At 42.0% G+C, this 15918-nt stretch carries 16 protein-coding genes, 10 tRNA genes and 2 pseudogenes; all 28 read left to right on the forward strand.

What is annotated here, in order from left to right; genetic code table 11:
• Positions 1–78 precede the first annotated feature (78 nt).
• A complete protein-coding gene (locus G613_RS0112665) occupies positions 79–729 on the forward strand; it encodes a site-specific integrase (RefSeq protein WP_051151076.1) in 651 nt (216 codons plus the stop codon).
• 628 nt (positions 730–1357) lie between these two features.
• Positions 1358–1567 carry a hypothetical protein gene (locus tag G613_RS0112670; RefSeq protein ID WP_155828090.1) on the forward strand — a complete coding sequence of 70 codons (210 nt, stop codon included), beginning with the start codon at positions 1358–1360 and terminating at the stop codon, positions 1565–1567.
• A 31-nt stretch (positions 1568–1598) separates the two neighbouring features.
• A complete protein-coding gene (locus tag G613_RS0112675; RefSeq protein ID WP_029232985.1) occupies positions 1599–1877 on the forward strand; it encodes a type II toxin-antitoxin system RelE/ParE family toxin in 279 nt (92 codons plus the stop codon).
• A gap of 17 nt (positions 1878–1894) precedes the next feature.
• Positions 1895–2191, forward strand: a complete 297-nt coding sequence (locus G613_RS0112680) for a HigA family addiction module antitoxin (protein WP_026518461.1) — start codon at positions 1895–1897, stop codon at positions 2189–2191.
• Positions 2192–2522: 331 nt separating this feature from the next.
• Positions 2523–2606, forward strand: a tRNA-Ser gene (locus G613_RS0112685).
• Positions 2607–2705: 99 nt separating this feature from the next.
• Positions 2706–2813 (forward strand) — tRNA-Leu (locus tag G613_RS19540).
• 28 nt (positions 2814–2841) lie between these two features.
• Positions 2842–3099, forward strand: a complete 258-nt coding sequence (locus tag G613_RS0112690) for a helix-turn-helix domain-containing protein (protein ID WP_035774729.1) — start codon at positions 2842–2844, stop codon at positions 3097–3099.
• Between the two features lie 39 nt (positions 3100–3138).
• Positions 3139–3212, forward strand: a tRNA-Glu gene (locus tag G613_RS0112695).
• A gap of 165 nt (positions 3213–3377) precedes the next feature.
• Positions 3378–3461, forward strand: a tRNA-Tyr gene (locus tag G613_RS19545).
• A gap of 9 nt (positions 3462–3470) precedes the next feature.
• Positions 3471–3555, forward strand: a tRNA-Ser gene (locus tag G613_RS0112700).
• A gap of 344 nt (positions 3556–3899) precedes the next feature.
• Positions 3900–4121 (forward strand): helix-turn-helix domain-containing protein, encoded by a 222-nt coding sequence (locus G613_RS0112710; RefSeq protein ID WP_027206587.1) that lies wholly within the window; start codon positions 3900–3902, stop codon positions 4119–4121.
• Between the two features lie 10 nt (positions 4122–4131).
• Positions 4132–4202 (forward strand) — tRNA-Gln (locus G613_RS0112715).
• A 4-nt stretch (positions 4203–4206) separates the two neighbouring features.
• Positions 4207–4278: transfer RNA gene (locus tag G613_RS0112720), tRNA-Cys, on the forward strand.
• A 6-nt stretch (positions 4279–4284) separates the two neighbouring features.
• A tRNA-Gln gene (locus G613_RS0112725) sits at positions 4285–4357 on the forward strand.
• 2 nt (positions 4358–4359) lie between these two features.
• Positions 4360–4478, forward strand: a tRNA-Asn gene (locus G613_RS19550).
• Positions 4479–5011: 533 nt separating this feature from the next.
• Positions 5012–5485 (forward strand): nucleotidyltransferase domain-containing protein, encoded by a 474-nt coding sequence (locus G613_RS0112735; protein WP_029232987.1) that lies wholly within the window; start codon positions 5012–5014, stop codon positions 5483–5485.
• 154 nt (positions 5486–5639) lie between these two features.
• On the forward strand, positions 5640–6989 hold the full coding sequence (locus G613_RS0112740) for an MATE family efflux transporter (RefSeq protein ID WP_029232988.1): 1350 nt from the start codon (positions 5640–5642) through the stop codon (positions 6987–6989).
• A 182-nt stretch (positions 6990–7171) separates the two neighbouring features.
• Positions 7172–9307 carry a DNA/RNA helicase domain-containing protein gene (locus tag G613_RS0112745; protein WP_029674923.1) on the forward strand — a complete coding sequence of 712 codons (2136 nt, stop codon included), beginning with the start codon at positions 7172–7174 and terminating at the stop codon, positions 9305–9307.
• Between the two features lie 7 nt (positions 9308–9314).
• Complete coding sequence (locus tag G613_RS19715; protein WP_029232990.1) at positions 9315–10490, forward strand: HNH endonuclease domain-containing protein; 1176 nt, start codon at positions 9315–9317, stop codon at positions 10488–10490.
• 17 nt (positions 10491–10507) lie between these two features.
• Positions 10508–10891: pseudogene (locus tag G613_RS20130) on the forward strand ((deoxy)nucleoside triphosphate pyrophosphohydrolase); the annotation flags it as partial.
• An 81-nt stretch (positions 10892–10972) separates the two neighbouring features.
• A pseudogene (locus G613_RS20135) lies at positions 10973–11491 on the forward strand (class I SAM-dependent methyltransferase); the annotation flags it as partial.
• A gap of 9 nt (positions 11492–11500) precedes the next feature.
• Entirely contained in the window at positions 11501–12625 is a 1125-nt protein-coding gene (locus tag G613_RS0112765; RefSeq protein ID WP_029232992.1) for a macro domain-containing protein, read from the forward strand.
• A 128-nt stretch (positions 12626–12753) separates the two neighbouring features.
• Entirely contained in the window at positions 12754–13440 is a 687-nt protein-coding gene (locus G613_RS0112770) for a vWA domain-containing protein (RefSeq protein WP_029232993.1), read from the forward strand.
• Complete coding sequence (locus G613_RS0112775) at positions 13385–14230, forward strand: ADP-ribosylglycohydrolase family protein (RefSeq protein ID WP_196805063.1); 846 nt, start codon at positions 13385–13387, stop codon at positions 14228–14230. Before G613_RS0112770 ends, G613_RS0112775 begins: the two co-directional genes overlap by 56 nt.
• A gap of 158 nt (positions 14231–14388) precedes the next feature.
• Positions 14389–14461 (forward strand) — tRNA-Ala (locus tag G613_RS0112780).
• A gap of 29 nt (positions 14462–14490) precedes the next feature.
• Positions 14491–14919 carry an SWIM zinc finger family protein gene (locus G613_RS0112785; protein WP_029232995.1) on the forward strand — a complete coding sequence of 143 codons (429 nt, stop codon included), beginning with the start codon at positions 14491–14493 and terminating at the stop codon, positions 14917–14919.
• An 18-nt stretch (positions 14920–14937) separates the two neighbouring features.
• The gene (locus tag G613_RS0112790) at positions 14938–15276 is read left to right on the forward strand and encodes a hypothetical protein (RefSeq protein WP_029232996.1); all 339 of its coding nucleotides are present in this window, start codon (positions 14938–14940) and stop codon (positions 15274–15276) included.
• Entirely contained in the window at positions 15276–15785 is a 510-nt protein-coding gene (locus G613_RS0112795) for a pyridoxamine 5'-phosphate oxidase family protein (protein ID WP_029232997.1), read from the forward strand. The genes G613_RS0112790 and G613_RS0112795 overlap by 1 nt, the downstream gene beginning before the upstream one ends.
• Positions 15786–15918 lie beyond the last annotated feature (133 nt).

Here is a 15918-nt window from a genome sequence, read left to right on the forward strand (position 1 = left end):
GGGTTAAAAGGAATAATTAATAATATGACTAATGGATTTTTTTGACACTTTTGAAAACTGGTCAAAAAAGACCGATTTTTGAAACCCAGATATTTCAAGGCTCGCACGGTTGCGAGCTTTGAGCAAAATCTTTTTTTTAGTCACTGTGATGATTCCGCAGAGGCTTTAGGCCTTACATGGAGCGACCTGAATTTCGAAGAGAGAACAATCTCTATTAATCATGCATTTAGCGATAGACCTGATGAGAATCGCAAGACAAGAAAGCGCATCGAGTCTACCAAGAGCAAGGCTGGAACAAGAACCATTCCAATGTTTGATGAAGTATACCAGGCTTTCCTTGATGAGTATGAGATCCAGAAGTGCATCGGATTCTGTGAAGAAGAGATCGATGGATATTCCGGATTTGTCTTCTCTACAGCTGGTCATACAGTTTATCTTCCTGCTGCTATCAATCATGCAATCCATCGCATTATCACTCATTACAATGATGAAGAGAAAGCGAGGGCAGCATACGAAGATAGAGAGCCAGTATATTTACCTGACTTCTCATGTCATCACCTTAGACATACCTTTTGTACAAGACTCTGTGAGAACGATGTTAATCCCAAGGTAATCCAGGTCATCATGGGACACTCAGATATCACAACTACCATGAACATCTATGCAGAAGTCAAGAAAGAAAAGAAACAGGAGACATTCGAAAGTCTGCAGGGCAAGATTATATTTTGATGATGAGCGGGCGGCATATTACTTGCTGCCCGTTATTACTATCAAATGAGATGTACTGTGACTTCCGGTTGAGATATGTCAGCAGCATGTGTTGTTGTGTGCGTCAAACAGAGACGTGTTGTTGTGGAGTACACTTCAAACCCGCATAAATACTGGGCTTTCTTGAAAAAAGATGGTGACAAAGGTATATAAAAGTGATAGAATAAGAGAGTAATAAATGACATTTCCGAGATGTGCTGTTGAGAGCACGATGTCCTTGGATCAAAGAGATATTGATTAGGACCCGGAAGTCCAAAAAAGTGGTATTCGGAATAGAAGACCACGGGCAGAGGTGTCTGACACACCGGCCACAACACTATTATTCCGCTCTATGGTCTTACAAGACCAGTATTGATGAGAGTTCAAAGGTTCTTATTCCTCTCCATTCGCTCCAATTCTGGATTAGGGGAGGTGTCGAACAAATGTTCCCGACCTTGAAATCACAGAAGTAACACACGGACTCATTAGGAATCACTGAAATCCATAGACGTACTATGTTATCCAAAAATGCAACGAAAGTACTCCTGTATTTCTTGTACGGAACCAGGGCTATGATAAAGTAACCAACTGGATTATTTTCGGCATAACAGTGTTCTTTGCGCTTTTACTGCAGCATATGTTTGTAATTGCCAAGATACTTGCTTCTGTCTTCAGTTGCATGACTATTGCTTTTTTATGCTCAATCTGGAAGAACTATGACACTAAGGCAGCGCAGATTACCGTGGTTACAATTGGAACAATCATAGCTGCTATATGGAATCTGCAGTATTGGACAGATTTTTCAGAAAGGGAAGTTTGACACCTGTAACGTTACAGGTTATAATGTTGATATGATAAAATCATTTGCACATAAAGGCTTAAAGGATTTTTATGAAACTGGCTCTAAGAAGGGGATTCAGCCAGATCATGCGCCTAAATTGGCAAGAATGCTTGACCGATTGGATGCCAGCATTAGTGCTCAGGATATGAATTTGCCAGGCTATAGATTGCATCCACTTAAAGGAGATAAGCAGGATATGTGGTCTGTCACTGTGAATGGCAATTGGAGAATGACTTTTTACTTTGAAGGTCAGGATGCATATCTTGTGGACTATATGGATTATCACTGAGGAAGGAGGAAAGATATATGACTAGAAGACCTACACATCCAGGAAATGTATTCTTGGAAGATGTGATGAAACCACTAAATCTTACAGTTACTGATGCGGCTAGAATGCTTGGAGTCAGCAGAAAAGCTTTATCGGAGTTTGTTAATGAGAAAGCATCACTGAGTCCTGAGATGGCTATCAGAATAAGCAAGGCAACCAATACATCAGCAGAAAGCTGGATGAACATGCAGCAGAAACTGACACTGTGGATTGCACAGCAACACGAACCGTCAAATGTAATACCATTTCCTCTGGATGCAGTTAAAGAGGGATGATATTTTATACTACACGTATAATGCAATCTAAAGAATGATGTGTTACTATACGATATAGAAAGAGAGAAGCGGAGCAAAAATATAAGCTCCCGGAAAGGAAAAACAGAGACATGACAACAATGAATTGCAATTATTGCCTCTATAGCGAAAGTTATGAATCATCACTCCAGAGCAAATCAGAGTGGATGTTTAATTTCATGCGCTCATTTAGAGATAGGCAAATGCGAGAAAATGTTGTTAGGCAAGAATCCTGATAGATAGGATTAGGCTTATAGATGAACATGAACTGCGTACCGCTTACCTTTAGATGAGGCAAGCGGTATTTTTTTATGCAGAGTTGGCTCAATTGGTACAGCAGCGGTCCTGAAAACCGCCATCCTTAACGGGTTTCTGGGTTCGAGTCCCAGACTCTGCGCTCATAGATTCGTGGTGTAATTGGATGCGTGGTCTCCGGGGGAGACCGAGCTACGCATTCGGACGACGCGAAGCGAGGACGCAACAGTCCCAAAACTATGCACGAGTGGCGAAGTTGGTAGACGCACCTGATTTAGGATCAGACGCGGTAACGCATGTGGGTTTCCCTTCCAGAGACTAGCTCCGCGTCGCAATCCCACCTCGTGTACTTGGCTTAGGCCAGAAAGGAGTCAAAAATGACACAGAATATTCCAGCGATCAACATGGTCGCTACGGGACAGAGAATTACAGATTTAAGAGTGGCAGCCGGTATGTCTGTTAGGGATTTACAGGATGTGTTCGGTTTTGCTACTCCACAGGCGATTTACAAGTGGCAGCATGGAACAGCTATGCCGACATTGGACAATTTAGTTGTATTGGCAGCTGTTTTGGGAGTTGCTATGGATGACATTATCGTTACCGAAGGGGAATGGCTTTATTCACTAAGCGCATGAAATGAATATAGATTAGCAGGCACTATATTGCCTGCACATGGTCCCATAGTCTAATGGTTCAGGACACTGGCCTTTCACGCCAGAGATACCGGGTTCGAGTCCCGTTGGGATCACTATGTCTCCTTAGTCTAAATGGATGCGTGACCTCCGGGGGAGGTCGAGCTACGCATTCGGAGGAAGCGCAGCGACGACGGACGCCAGCCTCTCAAGCTGGAGATGTCGGGTTTCCACAAGGGACTAGGCACTACGTGCCGTCGCAGCCCCGCAGGAGCTATTATGGGTGGGTATGCCTAGAAGCGAGGGCAAGAGTCTGTAAAACTCCCACATTAGAAACACCGCAGGTGCAATTCCTGCTCCACCCACTTAAATATGCCGTGGTGGCCGAGTGGTAAGGCACCTGATTGCTAATCAGCGGTTTCCTTCACGGGAAGATAGGTTCGATCCCTATTCACGGCGTTGTGTCATCTGATGACACTATACAAAACGGCCCGTCAGGACGATAATACAAACAGAACAAAGATATGGAGCTGCGGGGAGCAGCAGAAAGTTAAGAGGATTTATTGTAAATGTACTACGGAACTATCAACAAGCAATTTAATAACAAACAGTTCATGCAGTTCTGCAAAAATCAGAAGTGCTTTGTTAGTTATGCAAATTGCAAGTTGGTGGAAAGTGGTCCTGGATATGCCAAATGATGGATGGTCCGGAGCATTAAGAATAAATGAGGTCATTGAGATCTGTAGCCACTTAGCTTGCAAGAGTTAAGTGGTTTTTTTAATGCGAAAAAGGAGATTAAGAAGATGGATTATCCAGTAATTGATATCGAAGGAACAGGAATTAGAATCAGGGAATTAATCAGAGAGAGCGGACATACAGTGCCAGAGGTTTCTGAGTACCTGGGAGCAAGTACATCGCTTGTATATAGATACCTAAGAGGAGAAGTGCTTCCAAGCATCGACAGGATCGTAGCTCTTTCAGTTTACCTTGAAGTTCCGATTGATGACATAATTGCAGTCGATTAAGACTGCACAATGCGGCATGGGGTAATGGTAGCCCACAGGATTTTGGTTCCAGTAACCTTGGTTCGATTCCAAGTGCCGTAGTTAAGACATGGTAGCCAAGCTGGAAAGGCAGCGGACTGCAACTCCGCCATCGTGGGTTCGAATCCCACCTATGTCTCTTAGGGCTTGTAGCTCAATTGGTAGAGCACCTGACTCTGACTCAGGGTGTTGCAGGTTCGAGTCCTGCTACCGTAGCTTTGGACACATAGCTCAATCGGCAGAGCGCCCGGCTGTTAACCGGGAGGTTGTGGGTTCCCTTCGCAAGCTCGGAGTCGCAAGCGTGACATCCCCTGGATGTCTGCGACCCCTCTGTGTCCGCTATTCCAGGATAGCTCAAGAGGTAGAGCATCCGCTTCATACGCGGAAGGTTATGGGATCCCTCGCAGAGCTCGGAGTCGCAAGCGTGGCATCCCCCGGATGCCAGCGACCCGTTCCTGGGACTATTCCTTTTTCTTGCTAGAGATTAATAAACTGGCCAAAAGAGTTACAGGCACAGCAAGTACAGATATGAGCGCAGCAGCTCCTGTACTGATGCTGTGCATATTTTTATTGTTGGAATTGTTATCGCTCATGGTAGATATCCTTTCTTTGAAAATAAGGGATTTTCATACAATAATTATAGTGCTATTACAATGAAATTTGGTGCTGACAATAGTAAAATAGAATGTGAATTATCTCAATAAAGATAGAGATATAATATCTCATAATAACCGACATTAAAGCTAAATAAAAAATGTACAAATTGAGCAGGTGCAATATTTGCACCTGCTCTTGACATTAAAGTGCAAATATTGCATTGTTAAAATGTATCTGGTGCAAAGTGTGCATTTGAATGCTTGATGAGGTGCAAAATGAGTAAGGTTAAAGAACTAAGATTAGAAAAAAAGCTTACACAACAGCAAGTGGCTGATTTAGTGGGTATTTCACTTAGATCATATAAATCATATGAGAACGATAAGGAAAAAGAAGGCACCATCAAATATACTTACATTTTGGATAAACTTAAAGCTTTGAATCCAATAGATGAGGAACATGGTATTTTGGATATGGATTTCATCAGAAATAAGTGTAAAGAAGTATTTGATGAATATCCTGTGCATTACTGTATTTTGTTTGGCTCTTATGCCAAAGGAAAAGCTACAGAATCCAGTGATTTGGACTTTCTTATTTCTTCTGATGTGAAGGGACTTAAGTTTTATGGGCTAGTTGAAAAACTCAGGTTGGCTTTACATAAGAAAGTGGATGTTCTTAATCTGGACCAGCTTAAGGATAACCTTGAACTTACTAATGAAATACTTAGGGATGGTATTAGGATTTATGATTAACTTGCATTCTTTTTTCAAATAGATTAGTATCTCTATATTGAATCGAATAACTGTTAATTCATCGGAGGGTGAGTTGTTCTTGAAACGACAAGCTGGATAAGATGACTGGTTGAAATGCCGGTTTCTTATCCGGCTTTTTTTGGAGGTAATGTACGTGTCTAATCAGCAAAATTTTACAGAAGGTAAAATACTGGGGCCGCTTCTTAAGTTCGCTATCCCTGTGCTTTTGGCACTATTTCTGCAATCACTATATGGCGCTGTTGATCTTATGATTGTAGGCAAATTTGCAGAACCTGCTGATGTGTCTGGTGTATCAACCGGTTCACAGATCATGATGACGCTTACAAATCTTGTAAGTTCATTATCAATGGGTATGACCGTGTTTTTAGGACAAAAGATTGGTGAAAGAAAAGCTTCTGAGGGTGGGAAAATAGTGGCAAATGGAATAATGCTGTTTTTGTCGACAGGTCTTTTCCTGACAGCATTCATTTCATTGTTTGCAGGAAATCTTGCCAGTATCATGAATGCGCCGGAGGAGGCTTATGGTCTTACGGTTTCATATATCAGGATATGCGGAGCTGGAGCAGTGGTAATAATATCTTACAACCTGATAGGAAGTATATTCAGAGGACTTGGAGATTCTGTCACTCCGCTTGTAACAGTGCTTATAGCGTGTGCCTGTAACATTATCGGAGATTTAACTCTGGTTGCAGGATTCAAAATGGGAACAAAAGGAGCTGCTATAGCAACAGTAGCCGCGCAGCTGATAAGTGTTGTGATATCTTTGCTACTGATAAGCAAAAAGGAACTACCATTTAAGCTTGATAGATTCTGCTTTAAACTGAATAAAGAAATAATCAAAAAAATAGTGTTTATCGGAGCTCCGGTTGCGTTGCAAGATCTTCTTGTGGGTATTTCCTTCCTTGTTATTCTGGCTATAGTTAATTCACTTGGTGTAATTGCATCCGCAGGAGTAGGCGTTGCAGAGAAGGTTTGCGCATTTATCATGCTAATACCTTCAGCTTTTGCTCAGTCAATGTCGGCGTTTGTATCTCAAAACAGAGGCGCAGGCAAATATGATAGGGCCTTCAAAGGTCTCAGATATGTCATCGGAGTATCATTCATATTTGCAGTGCTCATGTTTTACAATGCTTTTTTTCATGGAGATTTATTGTCCGGGATATTTGCAAAAGATGCAGAAGTTGTTGCTGCTTCCTGGGACTACCTTAAAGCATATGCCATTGATTGCCTGTTTACTTGTTTCCTTTTCTGTTTTATAGGATTTTTCAATGGGATGGAATATACAAGATTTGTCATGGCTCAGGGCATAGTGGGAGCTTTCCTTGTGAGAATACCTGTATCTTATATTATGAGTAAGCAGGAACCTGTATCGCTCTTTCATATAGGCTTGGCAACACCGTGCGCTACAGTTACTCAGATTATTATGTGCTTTATTTGCCTGTTTGTTTTGAAAAGAAAGCTGAGAGGGAAAATTAGTAAATAATATTGATGTATTACATAGATTAGAGAATACGAGAAAACAGACATTGTGAGTTTTTGTGCTCATAAATGTCTGTTTTTTAATAAACATATAATAAACCGTTAAAGAAAGAGCTTTTAAACATGATAGAATTATTATGATGATCTTTAATCGTAAATAATCTATGAGAATTGGAGCTTATAGTTATGAATAGTTCACGATGTTTGTTTGATAGCGATATAAAGAAGTTTCTTTTGAAAGAGAAAGAAGCGATATTCGGTGTGCTATGCGATAAATATCATGGAGACGCATTAACTACAACGAGAGAGGCATGGCTTAGCGAAATAGATATTCTACAGGGAGTACTTATTCCCTGGAAAGAATCAGAAGGTCGTATCATTTTTGAGTATGATATTCCACGATTAGGGAAAAGGCTTGATGTAGTACTACTTCTAAATGGGATTATTTTTTGTCTCGAGTTTAAGGTCGGAGAAACTAAGATTCTTGAGGGAGATGTTGATCAGGTTCTTGACTATGCTCTGGATCTTAAGAATTTCCATAGATATAGCCATGATAAGTTGATAGTTCCAATTCTGGTAGCAACGAAATATAAAAAGGTATCTTCAGTAATACAGGCTTCTGTTTATAATGACAGAGTTGTAAATCCTCTAGTTACTGGTGAGAAGGGACTTCAGGAGCTGATTACAGATGTTCTAAAGAATTTTCCAAATGAATCTGCCATAGATCCTAACTGGATTATCAGTCCATATGCTCCGACGCCAACAATTATTGAAGCTGCGAAGGCACTCTATGAGAGCCATTCTGTTGAAGACATTACGAGACATGAAGCAGATAAAGTAACTACAGATCGCACGATTGCTTACATACTCGATGTTATAAAAAAGAGCAAAAGGAATGGAGAGAAAAGTATTTGTTTTGTAACTGGAGTTCCTGGAGCAGGCAAGACATTGGTCGGTTTGGATGTGGCAGTGAAACAGACTTATCAAGGATCTGATAAGCCTATAGAAGATGAAGGAGCAGTTTACCTGTCTGGAAATGGACCACTAGTAGCGGTTCTTAACGAGGCCCTGGCTAAAGACAACTATGTTAAGTGCAGGGAAAGAGGGGAAGCAAAGAAGCTTTCTGATTCCAGGCGTGAAGTGGGAAAATTCATCCAGATTATTCACAGATATAGAGATAATATGCTTGCCAAGATCAAGAATCCTGTTGAGAATGGTGTACTTGAGATTGACCCCGCTAAAGCTGTTAAAATGCAGGATGCTGGTTATGGCGAAGTGGAGCATGTTGCTATTTTTGACGAAGCACAGCGTTCATGGACCCATAAACGACTGGCGGATTATTTGAAAAGAGGTGGAACCTACGGAAATAAGCTTAAGGTTCCTAATTTTCCAATGTCGGAGGCAGCCTTTTTGATATGGGCACTCGATCAACGTGAGGACTGGGCGACCATTGTATGTCTTGTTGGCGGTGGCCAGGAGATAAATACAGGAGAGGCTGGAATCACAGAGTGGATCAGGGCATTAAATGATAAGTTTACTCATTGGAAAGTCTATATTTCGCCGCAGCTTACAGAAGCTGAATATGCTGAAGGCAGAGTTAATGAGTTGTTAAAGGAAAATGGAAATGTGACGTTCGCTCCGGATCTCCACTTGGCAGTATCATTACGTTCTTTTAGGGCAGAGAAACTGTCTGCTATGGTTCATGCTCTTCTTTCTATAGATCCATGCGCAGCTGCTATTTACTCTGAGATTAAAGATAAATATTCTATTTTTCTTACAAGAGATATGGAGAAAGCAAAGCGATGGCTCCATGAAAAGGTTAGAGGAACGGAAAGAACTGGTGTATTAATTACAAAAGAATCTGCAAGATATAAGCCTCTTGGTATACATGTTCTTCAGTCAGATGTTGATAACGCAGTTCATTGGTTCTTGGAAGATAAGGCAGATACTAGATCATCTAATTACCTTGAAGATGCAGCAACTGAAATTCAGGTCCAGGGATTAGAACTAGATTATACTTGCCTCTTGTGGGATGCGGACATGCGTTATGATAATGGAGAGTGGCATTACTACAAGTTTAATGGTAAGGAAAAATGGAATGAGGTTGTTGCAGATAGCGAAAGCAGACTTGAGCAGATAAAGTATATGCTTAACGCATATAGGGTATTACTTACAAGAGCAAGATCTGGAATGATTATTTGTGTTCCTGAAGGAAATGCACATAAAACATCAACTGGATTCTGGGAGGATGAAACTCGTCTTCCGGAATACTATAATGGAACTTATGAGTATTTAAAGAGTATCGGATTCGAAGAAATATAGGAAAAACATGGCTGAGCTTTATTCCAATAAAATCGAATATGGCTTAAGGATTGAAGGAGACTACTATAACCATCTGGATATAGAAGGCTTCTCTCTTATGATGAAGAATCCGTCTTATTGCTATAAGTTCTACTGGCTTGAAGCTATTGTTAATCTGATTTCTGAAGATGTGACAGAGACAACTTTCGATGAGATTATAAATGAGATGATCGCTAATGCCTGGTACTCTGTATTGGAGTTTCATATCCACCTTAGTGGCATTGTGCTTGGAGATGTGAAAGATGGTCTTGAAAGAGCAGTCAAAAAACTCAGTGATATAAGTGGACTTCCGGCAAATGCATCTAAGCTTGAGATTAAGAACGCAATTAAGGAGCATGATGCGGAGTTAAAGTCAGAAAAAGAACAGCTTACCAATATGGTGCCGTATAGAGCGCTTGCAGGTTTCTTTAGCAAGTTCGATGAAACCGCAGATTGGGAAAGCACACGCAGGATGATTGCCTATATTGAGCGGGTTAATAAAGTTAACATCCTGCCATACACATTGGGGAGTAGTAGCAAGCTTAAGAAGGAAGTGTATTTTAATCCTTCATGGATTAAGATGATAAATGATAATACTGTAGCTATATTGGGCTGGATACAGTTTGAAAAAGTAAAGTGGCTGCAGAATAATAATCCTGAGGTTCCCGGACTTGTTTATAAATTGGCGCCTATGGATGAGAAAATGCGCAAGCTAAATGCTGTAAGAAAACTCTGGGATGCTGTACTTGAACTAAAACAGATAGTAGATGTCTTTACAGACAAAGCTATCGATCCTAAGGGATATGATGTAGATCATTTTATCCCATGGTCTTTTGTTATGAATGATGAGCTATGGAATCTTATGCCTATGGATTCATCACTCAATTCATCGAAGAGCAACAAGCTTCCAGCATGGGATCCATTTTTTAGCAGGTTTTCTCAGAATCAGTACCTTCTATATCAGCTAATACATGATGAGAATTACCCGGGAATGCATAAACGTTTTGAGGCCTGTTACAAGGATAATATTCATTCAATATGGGCCAATCAGGAATTATATAGGCCTGGGAATACACCGGAAGAATTTGGCACCATCCTGGAAAAGAATATGCGTCCAGTTTATGACTCTGCCAGAAGACAGGGGTATGAACTGTGGAAAATATAGAATAAGCGAGTGAGTGTATGAAAACAGTTAACGTGGTCGCAGCTATTATCTGCGACGATTACAAGAAGAAAACAAAGGTTTTCGCAACCCAGCGAGGATATGGTGAATTCAAGGATGGATGGGAATTTCCTGGGGGAAAGATTGAAGAAGGTGAAACACCACAGCAGGCTTTGGTTAGGGAAATCAGAGAGGAGCTAGGAGCCGAGATTGAAGTACATGACCTTATCGATGTTATAGATTATGATTACGAGAAGTTTCATCTTCATATGAACTGCTACTGGGCTACAGTTGAGGAGGGAAAACTGCAGCTTCTTGAACATGAGGCCGCAAAGTGGCTTGAATATAGTGACCTTAATAGTGTTGATTGGCTTCCTGCAGATCTGGCGCTTCTTCCAAAACTTGCTGAAGGAATGGTTGATAATAACGTAGAGTATTATAACGTAAACGCAGATTCCTTTTATGAAGGAAGCGTGAATGCAGATATGTCCGATGATAGAAATAAGTTCACGGCCTATCTTCCAGAAAATGCACTCATTTTGGATGCCGGATGCGGAAGTGGAAGAGATAGTAAAGCGTTCCTAGATGCTGGATATGATGTAGTTTCTTTTGATGCGTCTATTGAGATGTGCAAGCGAGCATCAGAGTTGACCGGCAGAGAAGTCAAGAACATGAGATTTGAGGATATGTCTTTTGAAAATGAGTTCGATGGTATATGGGCATCAGCAACTCTTCTGCATGTACCAATGGCTGAAATTCCTATAATTATGCAGAAAATGAATGCTGCACTTAAGGATGGCGGAGTTATATATGCATCATTTAAGTATGGCGATGGAACAAAGATGCGTGGAGAGCGTAGGTTTAGCGACTTTAACGAGAAGAGTATAGTTCCACTTTTTGAAAATGCGGGTTTTACAATACTCATAAATGAGGTAGGCCATGATAACAGACCTGGAAGAGAAAAGGAGATGTGGGTTCAGGTAATAGCCAAGAAGGAGTCTTAGAAGGGAACTATGCCATTTCAGATTATCAGAGCGGACATAACAAAAGTAAAAGCAGATGCCATCGTAAACACAGCTAATCCGGCTGTGGCTATTGGTGATGGAGTTGATTCTGCCATATATAATGCTGCAGGCAGAGAGAAGCTTCTAGAAGAGCGTAAGAAGATCGGCACTTTGGAGCCTGGAGAGGTTGGTATCACGCCGGCCTTTGATCTAGATGCCAAGTACATTATTCACGCCAGTGGCCCCTGGTGGGATGGCGGCAAGAATAATGAGGTGCAGCTTCTTAGGGCTTGCTATGACAAGTCCCTTCAGATGGCTTATGACAGTGGATGCAAGAGCATTGCTTTTCCTCTCCTTGCTACGGGAACCTATGGATTTCCCAAGGAGCTGGGACTTGATATAGCCGTTAGTTCTTTTACCAGATTCCTGGAAGATCACGAGATGGACATAACACTTGTGGTATTCGGGAAAAAAGCTGTGGACGTATCAGGAAGGCTTTTCGATGAGGTAAAGAGCTTTGTTGATGACGATTACGTAGAGAGTGCCACTTCTGAAGAATACAGGCATGATAATGCTATAAGTTATACCGGAGCCAGAAGGCACGAAAAGGGCAGCAGGCGTGGCCTGTTTGCGGCAAGGAAGGCGGAGGAGACTTTCCATCTTGATGATATTGAAGGTGATGGATCAGACTTTGACATGGTGGGTTCTGCACCTTCTGAGATGATGATGTGCAACGCGGCGCCTATGATGGCGGAGCATACAGGAAAAGATCTTGAGGATGAACTCAAGGACATCTACACAGACTCTTTTGCCAAGCATCTTCAGCAGCTTATCAACAAGAAGGGACTCAAGAATTCTGAGGTTTATGCAGCTGCGAATATTTCAAAGCAGTATTTTTCTAAGCTTATAAAGGGGCAAGTCAATCCTTCCAAGGAAAAGGTCCTTGCCCTGGCAGTTGGACTACGCTTGAATCTTGATGAGGCTATGGATTTCCTTAAGCTTGCCGGATATGCTCTTTCGCCTATATCCCAGACGGATAAGGTGGTGGAGTATTTCATCAGGAAAGAGGAATACAACGTAATGAAAATTGATATTGTGCTGTTTGATTATGGCTTGGAGCCGCTTTCTAACTGATTTTTCAATGGTCGCCTTCGGGTTGACCATTTTTCTTTTCCCAGGAAGTATTATTACCTTACAAACAAACGAAAGCTCTACTGCAGGGAGCTAAATGAGTGATTAAACCGGAAAGGTAGGGTAATGATATGAGTAAAGGATATACAGAGATTGTTTACATACTTGATAGATCAGGTTCAATGGGAGGCCTGGAGTCAGACACCATTGGAGGCTTCAATTCCATGATGGAGAAGCAGAAGAAAACCGGAGAAAAGGCGGTTGTATCAACAGTTCTTTTTGATGATGAGTGCGAAGTGATCCATGACAGGGTTCCTATTGAAAAGATCGAGAAAATGACTGACAAGCAGTACTATGTAAGAGGATGCACAGCGCTTCTGGACGCAGTTGGCGGAGCAATTCATCACATTGGAAATGTTCACAAGTATGCCAGAGAAGAGGACAGGCCGGAAAAGACCATATTTGTCATTACTACAGATGGTATGGAGAACGCCAGCAGTCGCTATTCCCGTGAGAAGATCGAGAAGATGGTCAAGAAGCAGCAAAAGAAATATGGCTGGGAGTTTATTTTTATCGGAGCCAACATCGATGCTTATGCTGAGGCTCAGAAGTACGGAATCCGTAAAGACAGAGCTGTTAATTATGTATGTGACAGCGTTGGTACAGCCAATGTATATGCGGGAGTTTCAAAGGCTGTTTGCTCAGTAATGATGGCAGAGAAGGCCTGCGACGTGGAAGGCAGCCTAACCGGAAGCGGATGGAATGACGAGATTGAAGAAGACTACAATAGACGTGGAAATAGAAAGGCGAAAAGGTGATCGTATGGCAATAAAAGGAGCAGTTCTTGGAGATATATTAGGTGCGCAGTACGAGTTCGATAGACCAAAGAACCTGGATTGGAAGAATGTACCACTGACTATCGGAGATGCTATTGGTTTCACGGATGATTCCGTAATGTCACTGGCAATTAAGAAGGCCCTGGTAGAGGGAAAAGATCTTGTGGAGACCATGGTGAGTGTTGGGCGAGAGTATCCTTTCTGTGGCTATGGCGGAAGATTCTATAACTGGATCAATGGCCAGAATCATGAGCCTTACAATAGCTGGGGCAACGGATCTGCCATGAGAGTTTCATTTGTGGGTGAGTTTTACGATGATTATGATGAGATGCAGAAAATGGCGGAGGCCACAGCTGTAGTTTCACACAATCACCCTGAAGGAATCAAAGGAGCAGTTGTAACTGCAACTTGCATCTGGATGGCAAGACATGGTAAGAGCAAGCAGGAGATCTACGATTACGTATTGGAGCAGTATCCAAAGGCTGATTATGAGTACAGCATCGCTTACAGCCTTGATGAGATCCGCCCTCGCTATAAGTGGAATGAGAGCTGTCAGGGCTCAGTACCTGCAGCAATGAGATGCTTCTACGAGAGTGACGACTACGAATCCTTTATCCGAAATGTCTTTTCCCTGGAATGTGATTCTGATACCTTCGGAGCAATTGCAGGCGGCGTAGCAGAGGAGTTCTATAAGGACTTTGGCAAGGTGGATGCGGAAGGAATTCTGAAGAAGTATCTGACACCGGAGCTGTATGAGATACTGATTGCATAATATATCCCATAACGTAGTACAGGGAAGAAATCCAAGAATATGGACCATTCCTCCCAACATCAACCCGCTTATAAAAGGGGATTTAGCATAGATGCACTTTCATGACTCATATAGCATGGAAGTGTTTTTTTGCATATAATAGAGTAAGTTGGAAATTAGGGGCATTGGCGCAGCTGGGAGCGCGCTTCCATGGCATGGAAGAGGTCACGAGTTCGAGCCTCGTATGCTCCATGAATAAGAATATTTAAGGGGAGTGTTGTATGGGGCTGATTGAACTTGCCAGTGGAAATTCAGTATGGCGTGGAATGGATTATTACAATGCCAAGAAAACGAAATCTGTAGAGAAGACAGGTCCGTATACATACGATGGAACTGTTCGTGGTGAGCAGCTTTATCATGTTCACATAGACAAGGAGCATCCGAGGAGATCTACGTGTACATGTCCTTTTGCTGAGGGTAGGAGAGTTATCTGTAAGCACATGATAGCTCTTTATTTCACTGCGGAGCCAAAGGCGGCAGAAGACTTCCTTAAGCAGGTTGAGGAATGGGAAAAAGAGGAAGAAGAGGAAGAACAGCGCCACTATGAGGAGCTTAGAGAGTATGTTTATAGTTTAAGCAAGGCAGAACTGCAGCAGCTATATCTTGAGGTGCTTATTGAAGAGGAAGAACGAAGGAATAGGTATTGGTGATTAGGAGGTTTGTTGGGGATGCAGGGGAAATATTCGGTAATTACGCTGTGTGGGAGCACACGTTTTAAAGATCAGTTTATGGAAGCCCAGAAGAAGCTGACGCTGGAAGGCAACATAGTAATCAGTGTTGGATTGTTTGACCATTCAGGGGATTCTGAAGTCTGGGAAAATATGGATGAAGGTACTCTTACCAAGACCAAGGAAATGCTGGATGATATCCATAAGCGCAAGATTGATATGTCTGACGAGATCTTTGTTATCAATGTCGGAGGCTATATCGGCGACAGTACCAGAAGTGAGATTGAGTATGCTTTGGCTCATGGAAAGAAGGTTAGGTATTTGGAGGAACAAAAGTAATGTGGGAAATGGATTATGAAAAAGCAGCATCAGTGTGGTTAGAAAAGGATAAGGAATCTGTCCACATGGAGGAAGATGTTCTTAAGGATAAGATTGATGAGTTTATAAAGGCACACAATACATGTGCATTGGCTGTCGCATCAGGGGATTTTGTGAGATGTACTCCGATTGAGTACAACTATGTGGATGGCAGCTTTTATCTCTTTTCCGAAGGAGGTCTGAAGTTCAAGGCTCTGAAGGATAATAAGCATGTGGCATTTGCTATCTATGAGCCCTATGGTGGATTCCATCAGCTTAAGAGTCTTCAGGTGATGGGACTTGCCAGCATGGTTGAGCCCTTCACGGATGAATACCTGAAGATCATGGAGCACAAGAAGATTCCTGTAGAAGCGATGAAGAAGCTTCCGATGCCTATGAATCTGATTAAGATTGCACCGGAGAGTTATGATCTGCTTGATTCAGATCTTAAGAAGGATGGCTTTGGAAACAGGCAGCATTTTGAAGTTTGAGCGGCGACGCTTTAACGAACAATAAACAAAAAGCAAGATTGGAGGAGAAACAAATGGGAAGTATTTTGGACGTAGCAGACATTATCAAGAAGATCAATGGTAACAAAGAGCTCAAGGATCTTGCAGGTGGATT

Origin of the sequence: Butyrivibrio sp. VCB2006, assembly GCF_000420945.1 — a bacterium.
In the GTDB taxonomy this organism is placed as follows: Bacteria; Bacillota; Clostridia; order Lachnospirales; family Lachnospiraceae; genus Butyrivibrio.